At 65.3% G+C, this 15,532-nt stretch carries 13 protein-coding genes; 5 read left to right on the top strand and 8 right to left on the bottom strand.

The window, feature by feature from the left end; all coding sequences use genetic code 11:
• Positions 1 to 27: 27 nt before the first annotated feature.
• A complete protein-coding gene (locus AABB87_RS09975; RefSeq protein WP_341971090.1) occupies positions 28 to 633 on the bottom strand; it encodes a hypothetical protein in 606 nt (201 codons plus the stop codon).
• A gap of 212 nt (positions 634 to 845) precedes the next feature.
• Between AABB87_RS09975 and AABB87_RS09970 the strand changes: the two genes are divergently transcribed.
• Positions 846 to 1,898: an AraC family transcriptional regulator gene (locus AABB87_RS09970; protein ID WP_341971089.1), complete on the top strand. Its 1,053-nt coding sequence runs from the start codon at positions 846 to 848 to the stop codon at positions 1,896 to 1,898.
• Between the two features lie 74 nt (positions 1,899 to 1,972).
• On the top strand, positions 1,973 to 3,622 hold the full coding sequence (locus AABB87_RS09965) for a tetratricopeptide repeat-containing diguanylate cyclase (protein WP_341971088.1): 1,650 nt from the start codon (positions 1,973 to 1,975) through the stop codon (positions 3,620 to 3,622).
• 55 nt (positions 3,623 to 3,677) lie between these two features.
• Here the strand turns inward: AABB87_RS09965 and AABB87_RS09960 are convergent, their stop codons facing one another.
• The 3 genes from AABB87_RS09960 to AABB87_RS09950 all read right to left on the bottom strand — a co-directional run bounded on the left by AABB87_RS09960 (position 3,678) and on the right by AABB87_RS09950 (position 7,161).
• Complete coding sequence (locus AABB87_RS09960) at positions 3,678 to 4,838, bottom strand: GGDEF domain-containing protein (RefSeq protein WP_341971087.1); 1,161 nt, start codon at positions 4,836 to 4,838, stop codon at positions 3,678 to 3,680.
• Complete coding sequence (locus AABB87_RS09955) at positions 4,835 to 6,058, bottom strand: GGDEF domain-containing protein (RefSeq protein WP_341971086.1); 1,224 nt, start codon at positions 6,056 to 6,058, stop codon at positions 4,835 to 4,837. Before AABB87_RS09955 ends, AABB87_RS09960 begins: the two co-directional genes overlap by 4 nt.
• A 101-nt stretch (positions 6,059 to 6,159) precedes the next feature.
• Entirely contained in the window at positions 6,160 to 7,161 is a 1,002-nt protein-coding gene (locus tag AABB87_RS09950) for a septal ring lytic transglycosylase RlpA family protein (protein ID WP_341971085.1), read from the bottom strand.
• Between the two features lie 146 nt (positions 7,162 to 7,307).
• Here AABB87_RS09950 and AABB87_RS09945 point away from each other — a divergent pair, with 146 nt between their 5' ends.
• Both AABB87_RS09945 and nadC read left to right on the top strand, forming a co-directional pair.
• Complete coding sequence (locus AABB87_RS09945) at positions 7,308 to 8,021, top strand: fumarylacetoacetate hydrolase family protein (RefSeq protein WP_341971084.1); 714 nt, start codon at positions 7,308 to 7,310, stop codon at positions 8,019 to 8,021.
• An 86-nt stretch (positions 8,022 to 8,107) separates the two neighbouring features.
• The gene (gene nadC, locus AABB87_RS09940; RefSeq protein WP_058721594.1) at positions 8,108 to 8,974 is read left to right on the top strand and encodes a carboxylating nicotinate-nucleotide diphosphorylase; all 867 of its coding nucleotides are present in this window, start codon (positions 8,108 to 8,110) and stop codon (positions 8,972 to 8,974) included.
• Positions 8,975 to 9,010: 36 nt separating this feature from the next.
• On the opposite strand, the gene AABB87_RS09935 is transcribed toward nadC, so the two are convergent.
• Genes AABB87_RS09935 through AABB87_RS09920 form a run of 4 tightly spaced genes read right to left on the bottom strand, consistent with a single transcriptional unit; the run spans position 9,011 to position 13,055 of the window.
• Positions 9,011 to 9,745 carry a proteasome-type protease gene (locus AABB87_RS09935; protein ID WP_058721595.1) on the bottom strand — a complete coding sequence of 245 codons (735 nt, stop codon included), beginning with the start codon at positions 9,743 to 9,745 and terminating at the stop codon, positions 9,011 to 9,013.
• Between the two features lie 52 nt (positions 9,746 to 9,797).
• Positions 9,798 to 10,625: a transglutaminase family protein gene (locus tag AABB87_RS09930; RefSeq protein ID WP_341971082.1), complete on the bottom strand. Its 828-nt coding sequence runs from the start codon at positions 10,623 to 10,625 to the stop codon at positions 9,798 to 9,800.
• A gap of 31 nt (positions 10,626 to 10,656) precedes the next feature.
• Entirely contained in the window at positions 10,657 to 11,625 is a 969-nt protein-coding gene (locus AABB87_RS09925; protein WP_058721597.1) for an alpha-E domain-containing protein, read from the bottom strand.
• A 2-nt stretch (positions 11,626 to 11,627) separates the two neighbouring features.
• On the bottom strand, positions 11,628 to 13,055 hold the full coding sequence (locus tag AABB87_RS09920; RefSeq protein ID WP_058721598.1) for a circularly permuted type 2 ATP-grasp protein: 1,428 nt from the start codon (positions 13,053 to 13,055) through the stop codon (positions 11,628 to 11,630).
• A gap of 515 nt (positions 13,056 to 13,570) precedes the next feature.
• On the opposite strand from AABB87_RS09920, the gene AABB87_RS09915 reads away from it, so the two are divergent.
• Entirely contained in the window at positions 13,571 to 15,475 is a 1,905-nt protein-coding gene (locus AABB87_RS09915) for a methyl-accepting chemotaxis protein (protein ID WP_341971081.1), read from the top strand.
• Positions 15,476 to 15,532: the final 57 nt, after the last annotated feature.

The raw sequence follows: 15,532 nt of genomic DNA, 5'->3' as shown, positions 1-15,532 counted from the left end.
GACATATGGCTAGCCGCTGCGCGCGCCTCAGTGCAGCAGCGGCTCCTTGTCAGTGCGGCGGCGCCTGAGCAGCTGCTGCTCTTGCTGCGTTCGAGCTGGTGGCTGCGGCGGTGTAGCTTGGGCCGCAGCCGGCTTGTCGCGGTTGTCGATCAACAGGATATAGGCCTGCAGCATCAGGTCGCCATAGCGCGCCCAGGCACGCTGAATGCCTAGCAACTGCTCGTAGAGATAGAGCTTGGCGGCCGGGTTCAGCGGCAGATTGTGGGCATGCAGGCGTGCGAGCAAATCCTGCGCGCGCACCATGGCCGCATCAATCGGGCGATTCACCACGCGCCGCATCAAGCGCGCACTGGCTTGGCGGCTATTCGCCTTGCCCACCAGACGCTGCACGATGCGGCTATAGGGCGTATTGGTGGCGGCGCGGTCTGCGCGCTTCTTGGCCGCACTCAGTTCGGCCAGCAGGGCGCTGACCCAGGGGTCGCCGCTCAGCTTCAAGAGCGCAGCGATTTCCGCGCGCGTGAACACCAACTCGGCACTGCGGCTGGCGTATTCAGGCCGCAAATTCAGCAGTGCCAGCACGGTGTCGATGCGGGCGTCAAAAGGCAGGGAGCTTGTCGTCTTTGCGTCTTCCATGGCATCTCCTGAATCGCTGTAACTCACGCCCTGTGAGCCATATAGACGATGCTAGGGACAAGGGCCGCACAAGCCCATAGCCCGATGGGCCAGCGATTTGACCGATTGGGACAAACCCTGGTGATGCTGGCGATTGGCGCCTGAATAGGCCTCCGAATGGCCGTCTAAGATGGCGCTTGCCCGCTGAATCCAGCCATCGGAGTCGCCTTCAGTTGCCCACACCTTCTCGCCCCAGCCCCCGCAGCCGTGATGGCCTGGCCAGTGGCCTGCTGCTGCCTTTGCATCAGGCTCTGCGTCTGCGCGGCCTGGATGCCGATGGCTTGCTGAGGCAGGCGCACATCGAACCCGAGCCGTTTTTGGCGGCGCGGGTTCGCATCAGCCCCGCCAACACGCTCAAGTTGTGGCGCTTGGCCAACCAGGCGACAGGGCGTGACCCGGCTTTGGCGGTGGACGTGGCCGAGCAGTTCAATCTGCGCGCGCTGGGGGTCTTGGGCATGGCTTGGCTGGCCAGCACCAGCTTGCGCGAGGGGATTCGGCGCTTGGTGCGTTACTACGATCTGGTCAGCTCGGTGGCGGTGTTGAGCTTGCAGCAAGAGGGCGAGCTGAGCTGGCTGCAGTACCGCGCCGCGCCCGAGGTGCTGCCCCTCACCCACGATGCCTGGGCGGGCGTGATGCTCAAGCTCTGCCGCAGCGCCTATCCGGCCGCTCCGGGAAGCACCCCCTTCACCGCTGCCGGCGTGCGCTTAGCCCATGCAGAAAATGGCGCCAACGCGGCCTTGACGAGCTATTTGGGTTGCCGCCCGCAGATGGGGGCGGCTGCCACCGCAATCGCGTTCACGGCGGCGCAGCTGGATGCCCCTTTGCCCGGCGGTCACCCCGGCCTGGCACTGAATGCCGAGAAGATTCTGGCGGCTACCCGGGCCGCGCAGGGGCATGGCGCTACGCACAGCCAGGTGCGCGCCCATTTGCTGGACATGCTGCCTTCCGGCGATGTGTCGCGCGCGGCGGTGGCGCAGCGTATGCATCTGAGTGAGCGCACTTTGCAGCGCCGCCTGGAGGCGGAGAACTTCGGCTTCGCCGAGTTGCTGCAGCAAACCCGCCTGGAGCTGGCGCAAAACCTGTTGCGTGATCCCGAGCATGATGTGCAGGATGTCGCCTTCATCCTTGGCTTTGCCGAAATATCGAGCTTCACCCGGGCCTTCCGGCGCTGGACCGGCCAAGCGCCTAGCGCTTGGCGTGAGCACCAAGGCGCGGCGATGCACTGAGTGCTGCAAGCCTCGCGTCAGCCTTCGGGAATTCTTAGGCTACGCTACGTGCTTCGCCAAGCTTGTCAGCCATCATGCAAGAAGTTCCCTGCAGTGACGTTTCCTGCGACCAGATACAGCAATGGCTGCATGAGGCCAATGCGCAACGCCAAGGCAATGTAGTAGCCGGATTGGCGCTGGCCCAGCGCGCCTGGGAGTGCGCGCGCGCCCAAGGTTTTCTTGAGGAGCATCTGAGCGCTGCCGTGCTGCGCGCCTTCTTCCTCTACCGCCATGGCGATACCGAAGCCATGCTGGCCGCCAGTGAAGATCTGCTGCCCTTGCTGCGCGAGCAAGGCAGCACGCCGCGTTTGTGCGAGCTCTTGCGCTGGATGGCATTCGCTTGTGCCGACCTGGGTGAATTTGAAGCCGCCTTGGCCCATATCAACGAAAGCCTGGCGCGGGCGCGGGAGCTGGGCGACAAGCGCATGGTGGCCGTGGCCCTGAACTCCGTGGGCGCCTGCCTGGAGCGCATGGGCGACCCCTGGCAGGCCGAGCGCTTGATGAATGAAGCCGCGGCCCTGCTGGGCGAGGATGCCAGTGAATTCGAGCGCATGGTCTCGCACAACAATCTGGCCACCGTGGCGTTGGGCTTGTTCAATCTGCTGAATCACAGCCAGCACCCCGAACATCAGCGCGAACGGCTGGACGCCTTGCAGCGTGCGCGCCTGCATGCCCTGGCGGTGCGTCCGCATGCCTTGACGCTGGGCGACAACTATTTGCTGGCCTTGTGCGATACCAATCGGGGCGAAGTCCTGCTGCATCTGCACGAGTTGGTCGAGGCCGAGGCCGTCTTGTTGGCCAGTGTGCAATTGGCTGATCGCCAAGGCTACCTGGCCCTGGGCTGGCGCTTGCGCTGCTCCCTGGCCGAGTTGCATCTGGCGCAGGGTCAGGCACAAGCCGCCAAGCAATTGCTGGAAGCGGTGCTGGACAGTGCCGCGGGCCGCGTCAAAGCCCATATCGCCTTGCGTCTGCATCATGCCGCCTACCGCGCCAACAAGGCCCTGGGCCTGGCCGAGCTGGCCCTGCATCACTTGGAGTGCCATCAGGCAATTGCACGCGAACGCAGTGCCGCGCAGCTGCGCGCCCAGGCGCGCTTCTTTGTCAGCCGCATGGAGGCCGAACGGGCCTTGGCAAGCGTCAGCGCCGAGCCGCGCGCGGCCGAATCCTCGGATCCGGTGCTGCCAAGCGAGGACGAGGAAGCGCAGCTGCGTGACCCGCTGACCGGCTTGGGCAACCATCGTTGCATGGCCGCGCGCATGCCCGCCCTGGTGCAGCGCGCCGAACGCAGTGGCGCTGCCTTGACGGTGGCCCTGGTCGATGTGGACCGCTTCAAGATCATCAACGAGCGCCATGGCCGGGCCGTGGCCGACCGGGTGCTGCAGGTGCTGGCGCAAATGCTGCGCGACAACACCCGTGCCAGCGACCTGCTGCTGCGCTGGGGTGGCGAAGAATTTCTGGTGGTTCTGCCCGACACGGTGCCGGACCGGGCTTTCGAGGTGTGCGAGCGCCTGCGCCAAGCCGTTGAGGCCTATGCCTGGGTGCAGCTGGCGCCCGACCTCGATGTGACCCTCAGCATCGGCCTGGCCAACGCGCCGCCCTATGCCACCGACTTGCTGGTGGTGCGGGCCGAAAGTGCGATGTTGCGGGCCAAATATCTGGGCCGCAACCGGGTCGCGCTGGCCTGAGTCTGCTGAGCTGGACGGGCCGTGTTCGGCTAGTTTGGCTGCCGCCGCAAGCGGCTCAACTCTCCCGCGCAAGTACCAGGTTACGTCCCTGCGCCTTGGCCCAGTAGAGCCCCAAGTCGGCACGTTGCAGCACGGTTTCCGCGCTGATGTCACTGGGCAGGGCCTCGGCGATGCCGAAGCTGGCGCTCAGGGGCCAGGGCTTGCCCTGCCATTGGAAGTCGCAGTCCTCCACCATGCGGCGCATGCGCTCGGCCACCAGGGCGGCGCCGGCCAAGTTGGTGAGGGGCAGCAACACGCAGAACTCTTCACCGCCGATGCGGCCGAGCGCATCCACATCGCGCATGCTTTGCTTGAGGATAGCCACCGTCTGCTGCAAGGCCGCATCACCCGCGGCATGGCCCAGACCGTCGTTAAGCTTTTTGAAGTGATCCATGTCCATCATCACCAAGGCATAGGGCTTGCCGCGTTGCAGGCGCAGATGCTCGACGTCAATGGCTTCTTGCAGGGCGCGTCGGTTCAGGGTCTGGGTCAGGGGATCGAGCCGGGTGAGCTGCTGGATGCGCAGAATCAGCGTCATCAGCACCAAAAAGGCCACGGTCGTGTTCAGCAGCAGATTCATCAGCAAGCTTGACCACAGAAAGCTCACGTTCAAGGCGTTGGCGCTGCGCAAATCGTTGAGTTGCTCTGAGAGGAAAAAGGACTCCACGACCCGCGTTGCCAGCAGCAGGGCAATCAGGAAGAAGGGGCTGGACAAGATCGTTGCCATGCCCGGCTTGAGGCGCTCGCGCAGCTGCCGCCAGGCATCCAGCGCAGCCAGCAGCGCCAGCAAGGCCAAGCCACTGAACACGACGCGACTGTGCCAGCGCAGGTCACCTTCGTAAGGCATGACGCCCAGGGCGAGGCCGGCAATCAGCCAGACCGCCAGACCGCTGCGCCAAGCCAGTGCTTTGTTGCTGAGCGCTGGAATGCTGGCCCGCAGCAGGGCCAGGCCAGCCAGGGAACAGAGGTCTGAGCCCCAGTGCGTCAGCAGGTCAGGCGCCTGGCCGCGCAGGGCATGGGTGGCCAGTGATATGGCGACCAGGCCGTTGGCCAAGGCCATGCAGCGCGACACCCTCACCGCATCGCCCAGGGCTGTGGCCATGGCCGCCCAAGACAGGCTGGACAGCAGCAGCATCAGCACCAGGGCTGCCATCAGGGTGATGGGATCGGCGCTCATGGCGACACTGCCTTGGCTGGCTGCTGGAAGCCGCTGGCGCTGATGCCGTCCGAGCCATCCTCGGCCTCGGCGCAGACGCGGTCACGGCCAGCGGCCTTGGCCCGATAAAGCTGGGCATCGGCGCGGGCCATGCTTTGTTCGCCGCTGGGGTCACCGGCGGTGCAACGGGCCACGCCGAAGCTGGCGGTCATGGGAATCGACTGCTCGCCCCATTGCAGGGTTTGGCTGCGCACCGCCTGGGCCATTCGCTCTGCCACGCGGCAGGCATCGGCCAGCGAGGTGTGCGGCAGCAGCAGGCAGAACTCCTCACCGCCCAGGCGGCCCAGCTTATCCAGCGCCCGCATATTGGCGCGCAGCAGGCTGACCAAGTGCAGCAAGGCGGCGTCGCCGCCGGCATGGCCGTAGTTGGAGTTGATGGACTTGAAGTGATCCACATCGATCATGACCAGGCTGTGCACCTGGCCTCGTTCAACCTGGGCTTGCAGGGGCAGCAAAGCGCTGGCGATGGCGCGGCGATTCAAGGTGTCGGTCAGCGGGTCGCGCAAGGTCATATGGGTGATGCGCAGCACCAGCCGCCCCACCAGCACGCCCACCAGGCCTATGCCTATGCACATCGAAATGAATAACTGGGTCCAAGCGGAGATCAAGCTGGGCAGTTGGCCGCGCACAAACCAATGCGTCGCGCTCGGGAACCAGAGAAAGGTGCTGGCCTGCGCCAGCAACAGCAAGATCAGCAGGGCGTAGGGCAGGATCAGCCACAAGGTGATCAGCTTGCGCCGGCCGATGCGGCCACTCAGCAACACGTCGCGGGCGCAGAACAAGGCCAGGATGCTGGCGCCAAATGCGAAGGCGCTGATGGCTTGGTCTGACAAGCCCGCGCTGTTCAAGCTCAGCATGCTCAGCGCCGTCAGGCCGCCAATCAGCAGCACTGGGCCGTAACGGAACTGCAGGCGCGTCAGCCTTTGCACGCCCAAGGACAGGAAGCTCAAGCTCAGCAGCAGCGGCAACTGTTGCATCCACGGCCCCAGCGCCTCCGGCCACACATTGGCGCAAGTTGGGCAGTACATGCCGGGCAGCGAGCTCAAATTTGCCGCCGCCAGCAAGAGGCTGGCTTTTGGGGCAATGCGGAACAGCCGTGCCAATACCAGCCAAACCAGCACCATGAAGCCGTTGAATACAGCGATCACCAGCAACAGGGTAGTGGCATCGAATAGTGGCATGACAGAGGATGTGGGGCGGCTAGCTGGATGATCGCTATTTGGGCGCTTCTACACAAGCGCTACACAAGCGTGTTTGCAGGGAACTGCTTGTTGCTCGCGCCTCAGCGCCGCTCCAGCACCACGCCTTGCACGGCCAAGGCCAGGCGCACCCGCTCGGCGGCGCGGCCGGCATCCTCGCGGCTGGCGTAGGGGCCGGCTTGCAAGCGGTGCAAATTGTTGTCTTTGAAGACGGCCAGCAAAGGCGCCATCCAGTCGGCCTCCTGAACCAACTTCTGGCGGAAAGACTCGGCGCCCGCCAGCTTGCTGAAGGCGCCGAACTGCACCCAGAAGCCGGGCGCGGCCTTGGCCGGCATGATGCTGGGTGCCGCCAAGGGGGCGGGCAGGCTAACCGCCGAGGCCAGCGTGGCCGTGCTTGGCGCCTGCGGCGCGCCCACCGCTTCGGTGGCGGCGAAGACGGGGGCATCGGCCGGCTTATCGTCCAGGCCCTGCCATTTGCCGCTGCGGATGTCCTCGTAAGTGATGCGGCTCAGCTCCACCTGGGACACACCGTGCAGCACCCCGAGCTTGAGTGCGGCGGTGTAGCTGAGGTCAATGACGCGGCCCTTGTGAAAGGGCCCGCGGTCATTGATACGCACAATCACTTCACGGCCATTGGCCGGGTTGCGCACCCGCGCATAGCTGGGGATGGGCATGGTGGCATGCGCCGCCGTCATGGCGTACATGTTGTAGACCTCACCGCTGGCGGTGGGGCGACCATGAAACTTATTGCCATACCAGGAGGCTAGGCCGCGCTGCACCAGGGGCTTGTCGGCGGTCTCGGGTTCGTAGCGTTCCCCCAGCACTTCATACGGCTTGTTGGGCCCACCCTTGCGAATGTTCTCTAGCTGCGGGCTGGCATTTGGCACTTGGTGCAGATTGGCCGGCGGCGAGGCGCCGGGGCCGTCTTTATCGGGCCAGCTGCCACTGCTGGCGGGCTTGCTGCTCGCGCCGCTTGGGGCCGGGCTATTGCGGCTGGCGCAGCCGCCGAGGCACAGGCTGATGGCCAGCGGCAGCAGGCCGGCGTGAACGGTGCGAAGGGATGAAAAAGCGCGTGCAATGAACATGGCCGCCACCCTAAACGATTCCAGGCGTATCGCGTGGAAACAGTCCACATTTGTGCGCAAAGCAACCGGAATATGGCCGTTTGCCGCGCTGCCGCCCAAGTATGCTGTGTGTCCTACTCATCATGCCTGACCTGCCTTCGACCATCATGAGCGCCAATACTCCCACCGTCTATATTTTCCCGCCTGCCGAGCAGCCCAGCGTGGCCGTGCGGGGCAGCACGGCGCGTTACGCCGTTAGCCGTATTTTCTGCGTGGGCCGTAACTACGCCGCCCACGCACGCGAAATGGGCGGCAATCCCGAGCGCGAAGCCCCGTTCTACTTCACCAAGCCCGCCAGCGCCCTGGTGCCTTCGGGCGCCACCGTGCCCTATCCGCCGGGCACCAAGAACTACCACTACGAGATGGAACTGGTGATTGCCATCGGCGCGCCAGTCTTCAAGCTCACGCCTGACTCCGCCGGTGCCGCCGTGTGGGCTTATGGCGCTGGCCTGGACATGACCCGGCGCGATCTGCAAGCCGAGTCCAAGGCTGCCGGCAGGCCCTGGGACACGGCCAAGAGTTTTGAGCAAAGCGCGGTCATCACCGAGCTGGTGCGGGCCAGCGAAACCGGCCCGCTGACGCGCGGCAGTATCAGCCTGGCGGTCAACGGCGTGCCCAAGCAAAAAGGCGATCTGTCCGACATGATCTGGAGCGTGCCCGAAATCGTGGCCAATCTGTCCCAGCTCTATCACCTGCAGCCCGGCGACTTGATCTACACCGGCACGCCCGAGGGCGTGGGCCCGCTGCAGCCGGGCGACATGATCACCGGCGAGATCGACGGCCTGCCGCCGCTGACGCTGTGGATCAGCGAGCCGGCCTGATCCGGCTTGGCTGGCTTCGGCGGTTGCCGCCGGAGCCGGTGCTGAAGAAACTAAACTAGCGGCCCGATTTCAGCTCAGGCGCCGCCATGTTCGACCACAACGAAACCCTCACCGAAGCCCGCGCCCGCAATATCCGCGAAGCGCTGCAGGAAGACATCGGCGTGTGCGACTGGACGGCGCAGTTGGTGCCGGCCGGGCGCCGCGTCAAAGCGCATGTGCGGGTGCGCGAGGCGGCTGTGCTGTGCGGGCGCGACTGGTTTGAAGGCGTGTTCGCCGCGCTCGACCCCAGCGCCCGCATCGAGTGGCTGTACGCCGAGGGCGCCGAGATGGTGGCCGACACCCTGGTCTGCCGCATCGAGGCTGATGGCCGCGCGCTGCTTTCGGCCGAACGCCCGGCGCTGAACTTTTTGCAATTGCTCTCGGCCACCGCCTCGCTCACCCATGCGCATGTGAAGGCGATTGAAGGCGCCAGCAGCAACCCGCGCGGCTGCGCCGTGCTGGACACCCGCAAAACCATTCCTGGCCTGCGCCTGGCGCAGAAATACGCCGTGCGGGTGGGCGGCGGCGCCAATCAGCGGCTGGCGCTGTACGCCGGCATCTTGATCAAGGAAAACCATATTGCTGCAGCCGGCGGCGTGGCCGCAGCGCTGCATGCGGCGCAGGCCTTGCAGTCTGGCGTTGATATTCAGGTCGAAGTGGAAAGCATCGCCCAGTTGCAAGAGGCCCTGGGCGCCGGCGCGGTGAGCGTGCTGCTGGACAACTTCAGCGAGGCCATGATGCGCGAGGCCGTGGCGCTGAACGCCGGCCGCGCCTTGCTCGAGGTGTCGGGCGGCGTGGCGCTGGAGCAGCTGCGCTGGATCGCCGCCACCGGCGTGGACCGCATCTCCATCGGCCGCCTGACCAAGGATGTGCGGGCGGTGGATTACTCGATGCGGGTGGATGGCCCCGTCTGAGACGATGCCTTGGCGGCCCAGGCTGGCCGCGCTTGATTACTTGCTGAACCAGTCCTCATCCGGCAGGGCGGCGAACGCCTTTTTCAGCCCCTCGCCCCAGCTATTGCGCAGCATATTGAAGTAGGGGTCGTTGGCGGTGATGCGGTGCGGCTCGGCCGGGGCGAAGCTGTCGCTCAGGTAGAGCAGCATGTCGATGGGCAGACCGACCGAGAGGTTGCTGCGGATGGTCGAGTCAAATGAGACCAGGGTGCATTTGGCCGCTTCCTTCAGCGAGGTGCTGGGGTTGATGACGCGGTCGATGATGGGCTTGCCGTACTTGGATTCGCCGATCTGGAAATAGGGCGTGTCATCGGTTGCTTCGATGAAATTGCCCTGCGCGTAAACGTGGAAGATGCGCGGCTCTTCGCCCTTGATTTGGCCGCCGACGATGAAGTTGCCGCCGAAGTCCACGCCCTGGCCCAGGCTTTGCGCATTGGCATCGCGGGCGACGATTTCCTTCACCGTCTTGCCCACCAACTCGGCCACGTCGTACATGCTGCGGCGGTTGTTGAGGTGGTCTTTATGGTCCAGCAGGCGCTGGCGCAGCAGGGTCACCACGCTTTGGGTGGTGGCCAAATTGCCGGCGCTCAGCAGGGTGATCAGGCGCTCACCTGGCACCTCGAAGATGCTCATCTTGCGGAAGGTGGCGATCTGATCCACCCCGGCATTGGTGCGGGAATCGGAGGCGAACAGCAGGCCCGCGTTGAGGCGCATGGCGACGCAATAAGTCATGGTGGCGGTGGGCTGGTGAAGGCTAGATAGAGGGGCAATTATCCCAGGCCGCTCAGGCTTGGGTCTGGGCGCTGGCCAGCGTCACTTGCACCGCGGCCTGCATCGCCTCGATGCCGCCGCCTAAGCGCATGCCGCGCACGGGGCAGGCGTCCAGATAGTCCAGGCCGATGGCCAGGCGCACATAACGCGCATCCGCCAGGCATTGGTTCGACACATCAAAACCCAGCCAGCCGCCACCTTGCTCGGCCGTGCCGGGCAGCCTGGCCTCGGCCCAGGCGTGGCTGGCCACATGCTCGGCATCGGTGGCCAGGTAGCCGCTGACGTAACGCGTTGGCACACCGAGCAGGCGCGCGCAGGTTGCAAACACTTGGGCGTGATCCTGGCAAACGCCCAGCCGGCGTTCAAAAGCTTCGGCCGCTGGCGTGGCGGCGTCGGTGGTTCCTGGCGTGTAAGGCATGTGTTGGGCCAGTGCCAGCATCAGGCCCAGCAGGCCTTGCAGGGGCTGAGCGGCCACGGCCTCGGCATGGCTGGCGGCAAAGGCGCGCAGTGCGGCATCGGCCTGGGTCAGGGGCGAGTCGCGCAGGAACACGGCTGGGGGGAAGCGCCCGTCCTGCGGGTCCGGGGCGGGCGGGGCGTCCAGCGTTTCCACCACGCCGCGGGCGAAGAGGTGGATCTCGCTGTGCGGCTGGTCCATGCTCAGCACATGCATCACATTGCCGTAGGCGTCCAGGCAGCGGCTGGCCTGGGCGGGCAAGTCCAGGGCCCAGCTCAGCACCTTTTGGTGGGGGGTGTCCACCGGCGTCAGGCGCAGGTATTGGGTGCTGCGCTTGACGGGGCTGGCGTAGCGGTAAACCGTTTCGTGGTGGATGGCGAGGTGCACGGCAAGACCCAGGTCGTCGTTCAGAGGCCGCTCAATTGGCCTCGAAATAGGCTTCGCGTACCGCGTCGCCCAGCTGTGCTGACTTGGCCAGGAAGGTGGTGAGCCAATGGTGCACACCCAGCTCCAGCACTTCGTCCACCGTACCATGTTCCAGGCGCAAAGCCATGCGCCCGGCCATTTGCTTGACGATGCGGCCGGCATCCCGTGAGCCGCTGCGTGCCTCGATATGCGGCAGCACATCGCGGATTTCGTCGCAGCAAGCGCGCAGCGAGCGCGGCACATCGGGGCGTAGGATCAGCAGCTCGGCCACCCGGCGCGCGTCCAGCCGGTCGCTGTAAACCGCGTGATAAGCCTCGAAGGCGGAGAGCGAGCGCAGCAGCGCGCTCCAGGTGTAGAAGTCCTGCGCGCTTTCTGCTGCCACCTTCACCGGCGCCAGATTGGCCTGGGCCGGTTCGATCAGCTGCGACTTCACATCCAGCAAGCGGGCGGTGTTGTCGGCACGTTCGATGAAGGTGCCCAGGCGGATGAAGTAGTAGGCATCGTTGCGCTGCAAAGTGCCCTGGGTGGCGCCGCGGATCAGGTGGGAGCGCTCCTTCACCCAGTCAAAAAAGGTCGACACATTGGGCACGCCGCGCTTGGGCAGTTCGCGCCCGTCCAGCCAGGTGGCGTTGATGGCTTCCCACATCTCGGCGGTGATCTGGCCGCGCACCGCGTGGGCGTTCTCGCGTGCCTGGCGCAGGCAGCTCAGCACCGAGGCCGGGTTGTTGAGGTCCAGCGCCATGAAGTGAAACAGCTGATCGGCTTGCAGGGCCTGATTGCTCTTGGTGAAGGCTTCCAGCGTGCCGGTCACGGCCAGTGGCGCTGCCAACTCGGTCATGGCGCCACGGGATTGCGGCAGCAGCGAGAGGGAATACGTCACGTCCAGCATGCGCACGAGGTTCTCGGCGCGCTCCACGTAGCGGCTCATCCAGTAAAGCTGGGCGGCGGTTCGACTCAACATGATCAGGCCTCCAGAATCCAAGTGTCTTTGGTGCCGCCGCCTTGGCTGCTGTTCACCACCAGCGAGCCTTGCTTGAGCGCTACCCGTGTCAGGCCGCCGGCCACCATGGTGACCTCTTTGCCGGTCAGCACAAAAGGCCGCAGGTCAATATGGCGCGGTGCGATGCCGGCCTCCACAAAAGTGGGGCAGCTGGACAGGCACAGCGTCGGCTGGGCGATGTAATTGCTCGGGTTGGCGCTGACGCGGGCGCGGAAGTCTTCAATCTCGGCCTGGGTGGAGGCGGGCCCCACCAACATGCCGTAGCCGCCCGCGCCGTGTACCTCCTTGACCACCAGCTCGGCCATATTGGCCAGCACATGGTCCAGGTCGGCCGGCTTGCGGCATTGCCAGGTCGGCACGTTGTGCAGGATGGGTTCTTCGTTCAGGTAGAAGCGAATCATGTCCGGCACATAGGGGTAGATGGACTTGTCGTCCGCCACGCCGGTGCCGATGGCATTGGCCAGAATCACATGGCCCTGCTTGTAGACCGACAGCAGGCCCGGCACGCCCAGCATGGAATCGGCGCGGAAGGCCAGGGGGTCGAGGAAGGCATCGTCAATGCGGCGGTAAATCACATCCACCCGCTTTGGGCCGACCGTGGTGCGCATGTACAAGAACTCGTCCTTGACGAAGAGGTCTTGGCCTTCCACCAGCTCCACCCCCATCTGCTGGGCCAGGAAGGCGTGCTCGAAGTAAGCGCTGTTGAAGGGGCCTGGCGTCAGCACCACGCAGGTTGGGTGTTCGGCCACGCTGGCGTGGCGCAAGGTGTTGAGCAGCAGGGTGGGGTAGTGCGCCACCGGCGCCACCGCGTAGCGGGCGAACAGCTCGGGGAAGAGCCGCATCATCATCTTGCGGTTTTCCAGCATATAGCTGACGCCCGAGGGCACGCGCAAATTGTCTTCCAGCACGTAGTAGCCGCCGTCGGAATGGCGAATCAGATCGACCCCGGTGATGTGGGCGTAAATGCCCAGCGGCAGGTCCAGGCCCTGCATGGCCGGCTGGTACTGCGCATTGGCAAACACCTGCTCGGCCGGGATCAGGCCTGCCTTGATGATTTCATGGTCGTGATAGATGTCCCACAGGAATTTGTTGAGGGCGCTGACGCGTTGGCGCAGCCCGGCTTCCAGCATCTGCCACTCCGACGCCGGCACGATGCGCGGCACCGTGTCGAAAGGAATCAGGCGCTCGGCGCCGGCCTCATCGCCGTAGACGGCGAAGGTGATGCCCACGCGGTGGAAAAGCAAATCAGCCTCGGCGCGCTTGTGCGCCAGGGCGGCGGGCGTCTGGGCGTGCAGCCAATCGGCAAAAGCCTGGTAGTGCGGCCTGAGTGCACCGCTGGCCAACAGCATTTCATCGAAATGACCCGGTGCGGGAAGAGTGAGCGCATGCATGAGTGAAAAGACTCCCGGTGGGCGTGAACCAGATTGATGCATCCAGCAATGCAAGGCCTGTGCCTGAGCCACGGCCCATGCCGGTGCGTCAGCTAGGCCTGAGCTTGAACGATCTTGGTGCGCTTTGTGTACGGACTTGAACCTAGTGCGGGTTCATGCACTGCGCTGGGGCGGCGCCCGAGGTCGAAGCCTTGTTGGCGGCGCTCTCATATGTCATCACGATGACATCTCTGCTTCAGAAAATTAGGGATTGACGCCTTGTGCTTTTCTGAAATTTTCTGTCTTGCGTTTCGAATCCAAAGACTTAGCTTGCTCCGCCCAGAAGCCAGGCCTGGGCAATCGCACCGCGCCTTGGCGGCATCGCCAGGCCCGAACGAGCGCAATGCCCCCGCCTTTCTTCACGCCACCTCGCTTTGCCTGCCTGACGAGGCGAGCGTGAGTGCGGCTGCCTCAGGCCGACGCATGGCCTCGCCCCTCCCCAAAACATTGAATCCAAACACGTCGAGTCGACCCGCATGACCCAACACCATCTGAGTCTGAAAACCCGCTTGATCCTGGTCGGGCTGATTGCCTTGCTGCTGAGCGTGGTGCCCAGCGCCTTGCTGATTGGCAAATTTGCCAGCGAATCCGAGCAGGCTGCCCGCGAGGCCCAGGGCTTGCCGCCCAACGAGGCCTGGCAAGCGGCGCTAAAGACTTTGCAAATACACCGCCAGCTTGGCGCCGAAACCTTGTCGACCCGACCCGCCGCGCGTGAAGAGCTGCCCGCCGCGCAGCAGGCGGTGCGTGCGGCGCTGGCGGCTGTGACTGCCCGCCTGGCAGCCAATGAAGACGCGTCTGCCCGCAACCTGGCTGCGGTGAAAGCCGTGGCGAGCGAGTTCGATCTGCTCGCCGCCGATCTGCGCGATGGCAAGCTGGACTCGGCCAAGCTGCTGGCCGGCCAGCAGGCGCTGGCAGCGCAAACCTTCCGCGCCATGGGTGAGCTGAATCACGATGCGGGCCTGTCGCTGGAGGTGGACCCGGCTCTGTATCACGCCGTCATCGCCGGCCTGCAGATTTCGCCCCAGGTGGGCGACGCGCTGTCCGAACTCAGCAGCATGGCGCGCGCCGCCGCGGTGGACGAAATCGCCCAGCTGACCGCCGCCTTGACCCGCTACCGCGAGAACAACGAGGCCTTGCAACAAGAAATGCGCCTGGCGATTCACGCCAGTGGCAGCGAGAGCCATTTGGCCCCGTCCCTCAGCGCGCTGCTGCCCCAGGCTCAACAGCAACGCAAGCTGGTGGACGATGCCTTGAAGGCGGCGAGCCTGGATGTGAACTACCCGCTGGAGCAGTTGGCTGCCAGCTTTTCCAATGCGGCCGCGCTGCAGTCGGACCTCTCGGCCCAGGTGCTTAAAACTTTGGGCAGCGAGCTGACGCAGCGGCGAGAGAGCAGTGCCTTCAAGCGCAATGCCTTGCTGATCACGCTGGTCGTGCTGCTGGCCGTCATGGGCATGGTCATGTTGCGCGCCATGCGCCGCTTGCTGGCGCCGGTGGCGCAGATGATTGAAGTGGCCGAGCGCATTGCCGGTGGCGACTTGAGCCAGCCGGTGCCGCAAGGCCGGCGTGATGAGATGGGCCGGGTGCTGGTCGCGCTACAGCATATGCAAGCGCGGCTGCGCCAACTGGTGGAAGAGATTCATGCCGGTGCCGGCAATATTCGCAGCGCGGCGCAGGAGATTGCGCTGGGCAATCAAGACCTGGCTTCACGCACCGAGCAGGCCGCGGCGCAGCTGCAGCAAACCTCGGCCAATGTGGACTTCCTGGATCAGGTGGTGCGCGACAGCACCCGCGCCGTCGGCGAAGCGGCCGGCCTGGCGCAGCGCACCTCCGGCGTGGCGGGCGATGGCGGCCGGGTGGTTGAGCAGCTGGCCAGCACCATGGCGTCCATCCATGAGTCCTCGAATCGCATTGCCGACATCACCGGTTTGATCGATGGCCTGGCCTTCCAGACCAATATCCTGGCCCTGAATGCGGCCGTTGAAGCCGCGCGTGCCGGCGAACAAGGGCGCGGCTTTGCCGTGGTGGCGGCCGAGGTGCGCTCGCTCGCCGGGCGTAGCGCTGCAGCGGCACGCGAGATCAAGGTCTTGATTCAGCACTCGGTCGAGCGGGTGGAGAGTGGCGCCACCCTGGCCACCGATGCCGGCGCGTCCATGCAAAGAATTCTGGCCCAGGTGAACCAGGTGAGCAGCGTGATTCAGGGCATGGACGGCCGGGCACGCAGCCAGGCCGAACAGACCCATGACCTGGGCGATGCCGTGCGCGCCATCGATGCGATGACTCAGCAGAACGCCGCCTTGGTGGAGCAGTCGGCCGCCTCGGCCCTGTCTTTGCGCGGCCAGGCCGAGAGCATGGATGCGGCGGTGCAGGCCTTCAGGCTCTGAGCGGCGCTGGCCTTTGCCAGGGCGGCTTGCCGATGCGGCGCGGCCCGCCGCCCGCAG

Origin of the sequence: Roseateles sp. PN1 (assembly GCF_038419725.1) — a bacterium.
Taxonomy (GTDB): domain Bacteria; phylum Pseudomonadota; class Gammaproteobacteria; order Burkholderiales; family Burkholderiaceae_C; genus Paucibacter_A.
This window is presented reverse-complemented; position numbering and strand designations above follow the sequence as displayed.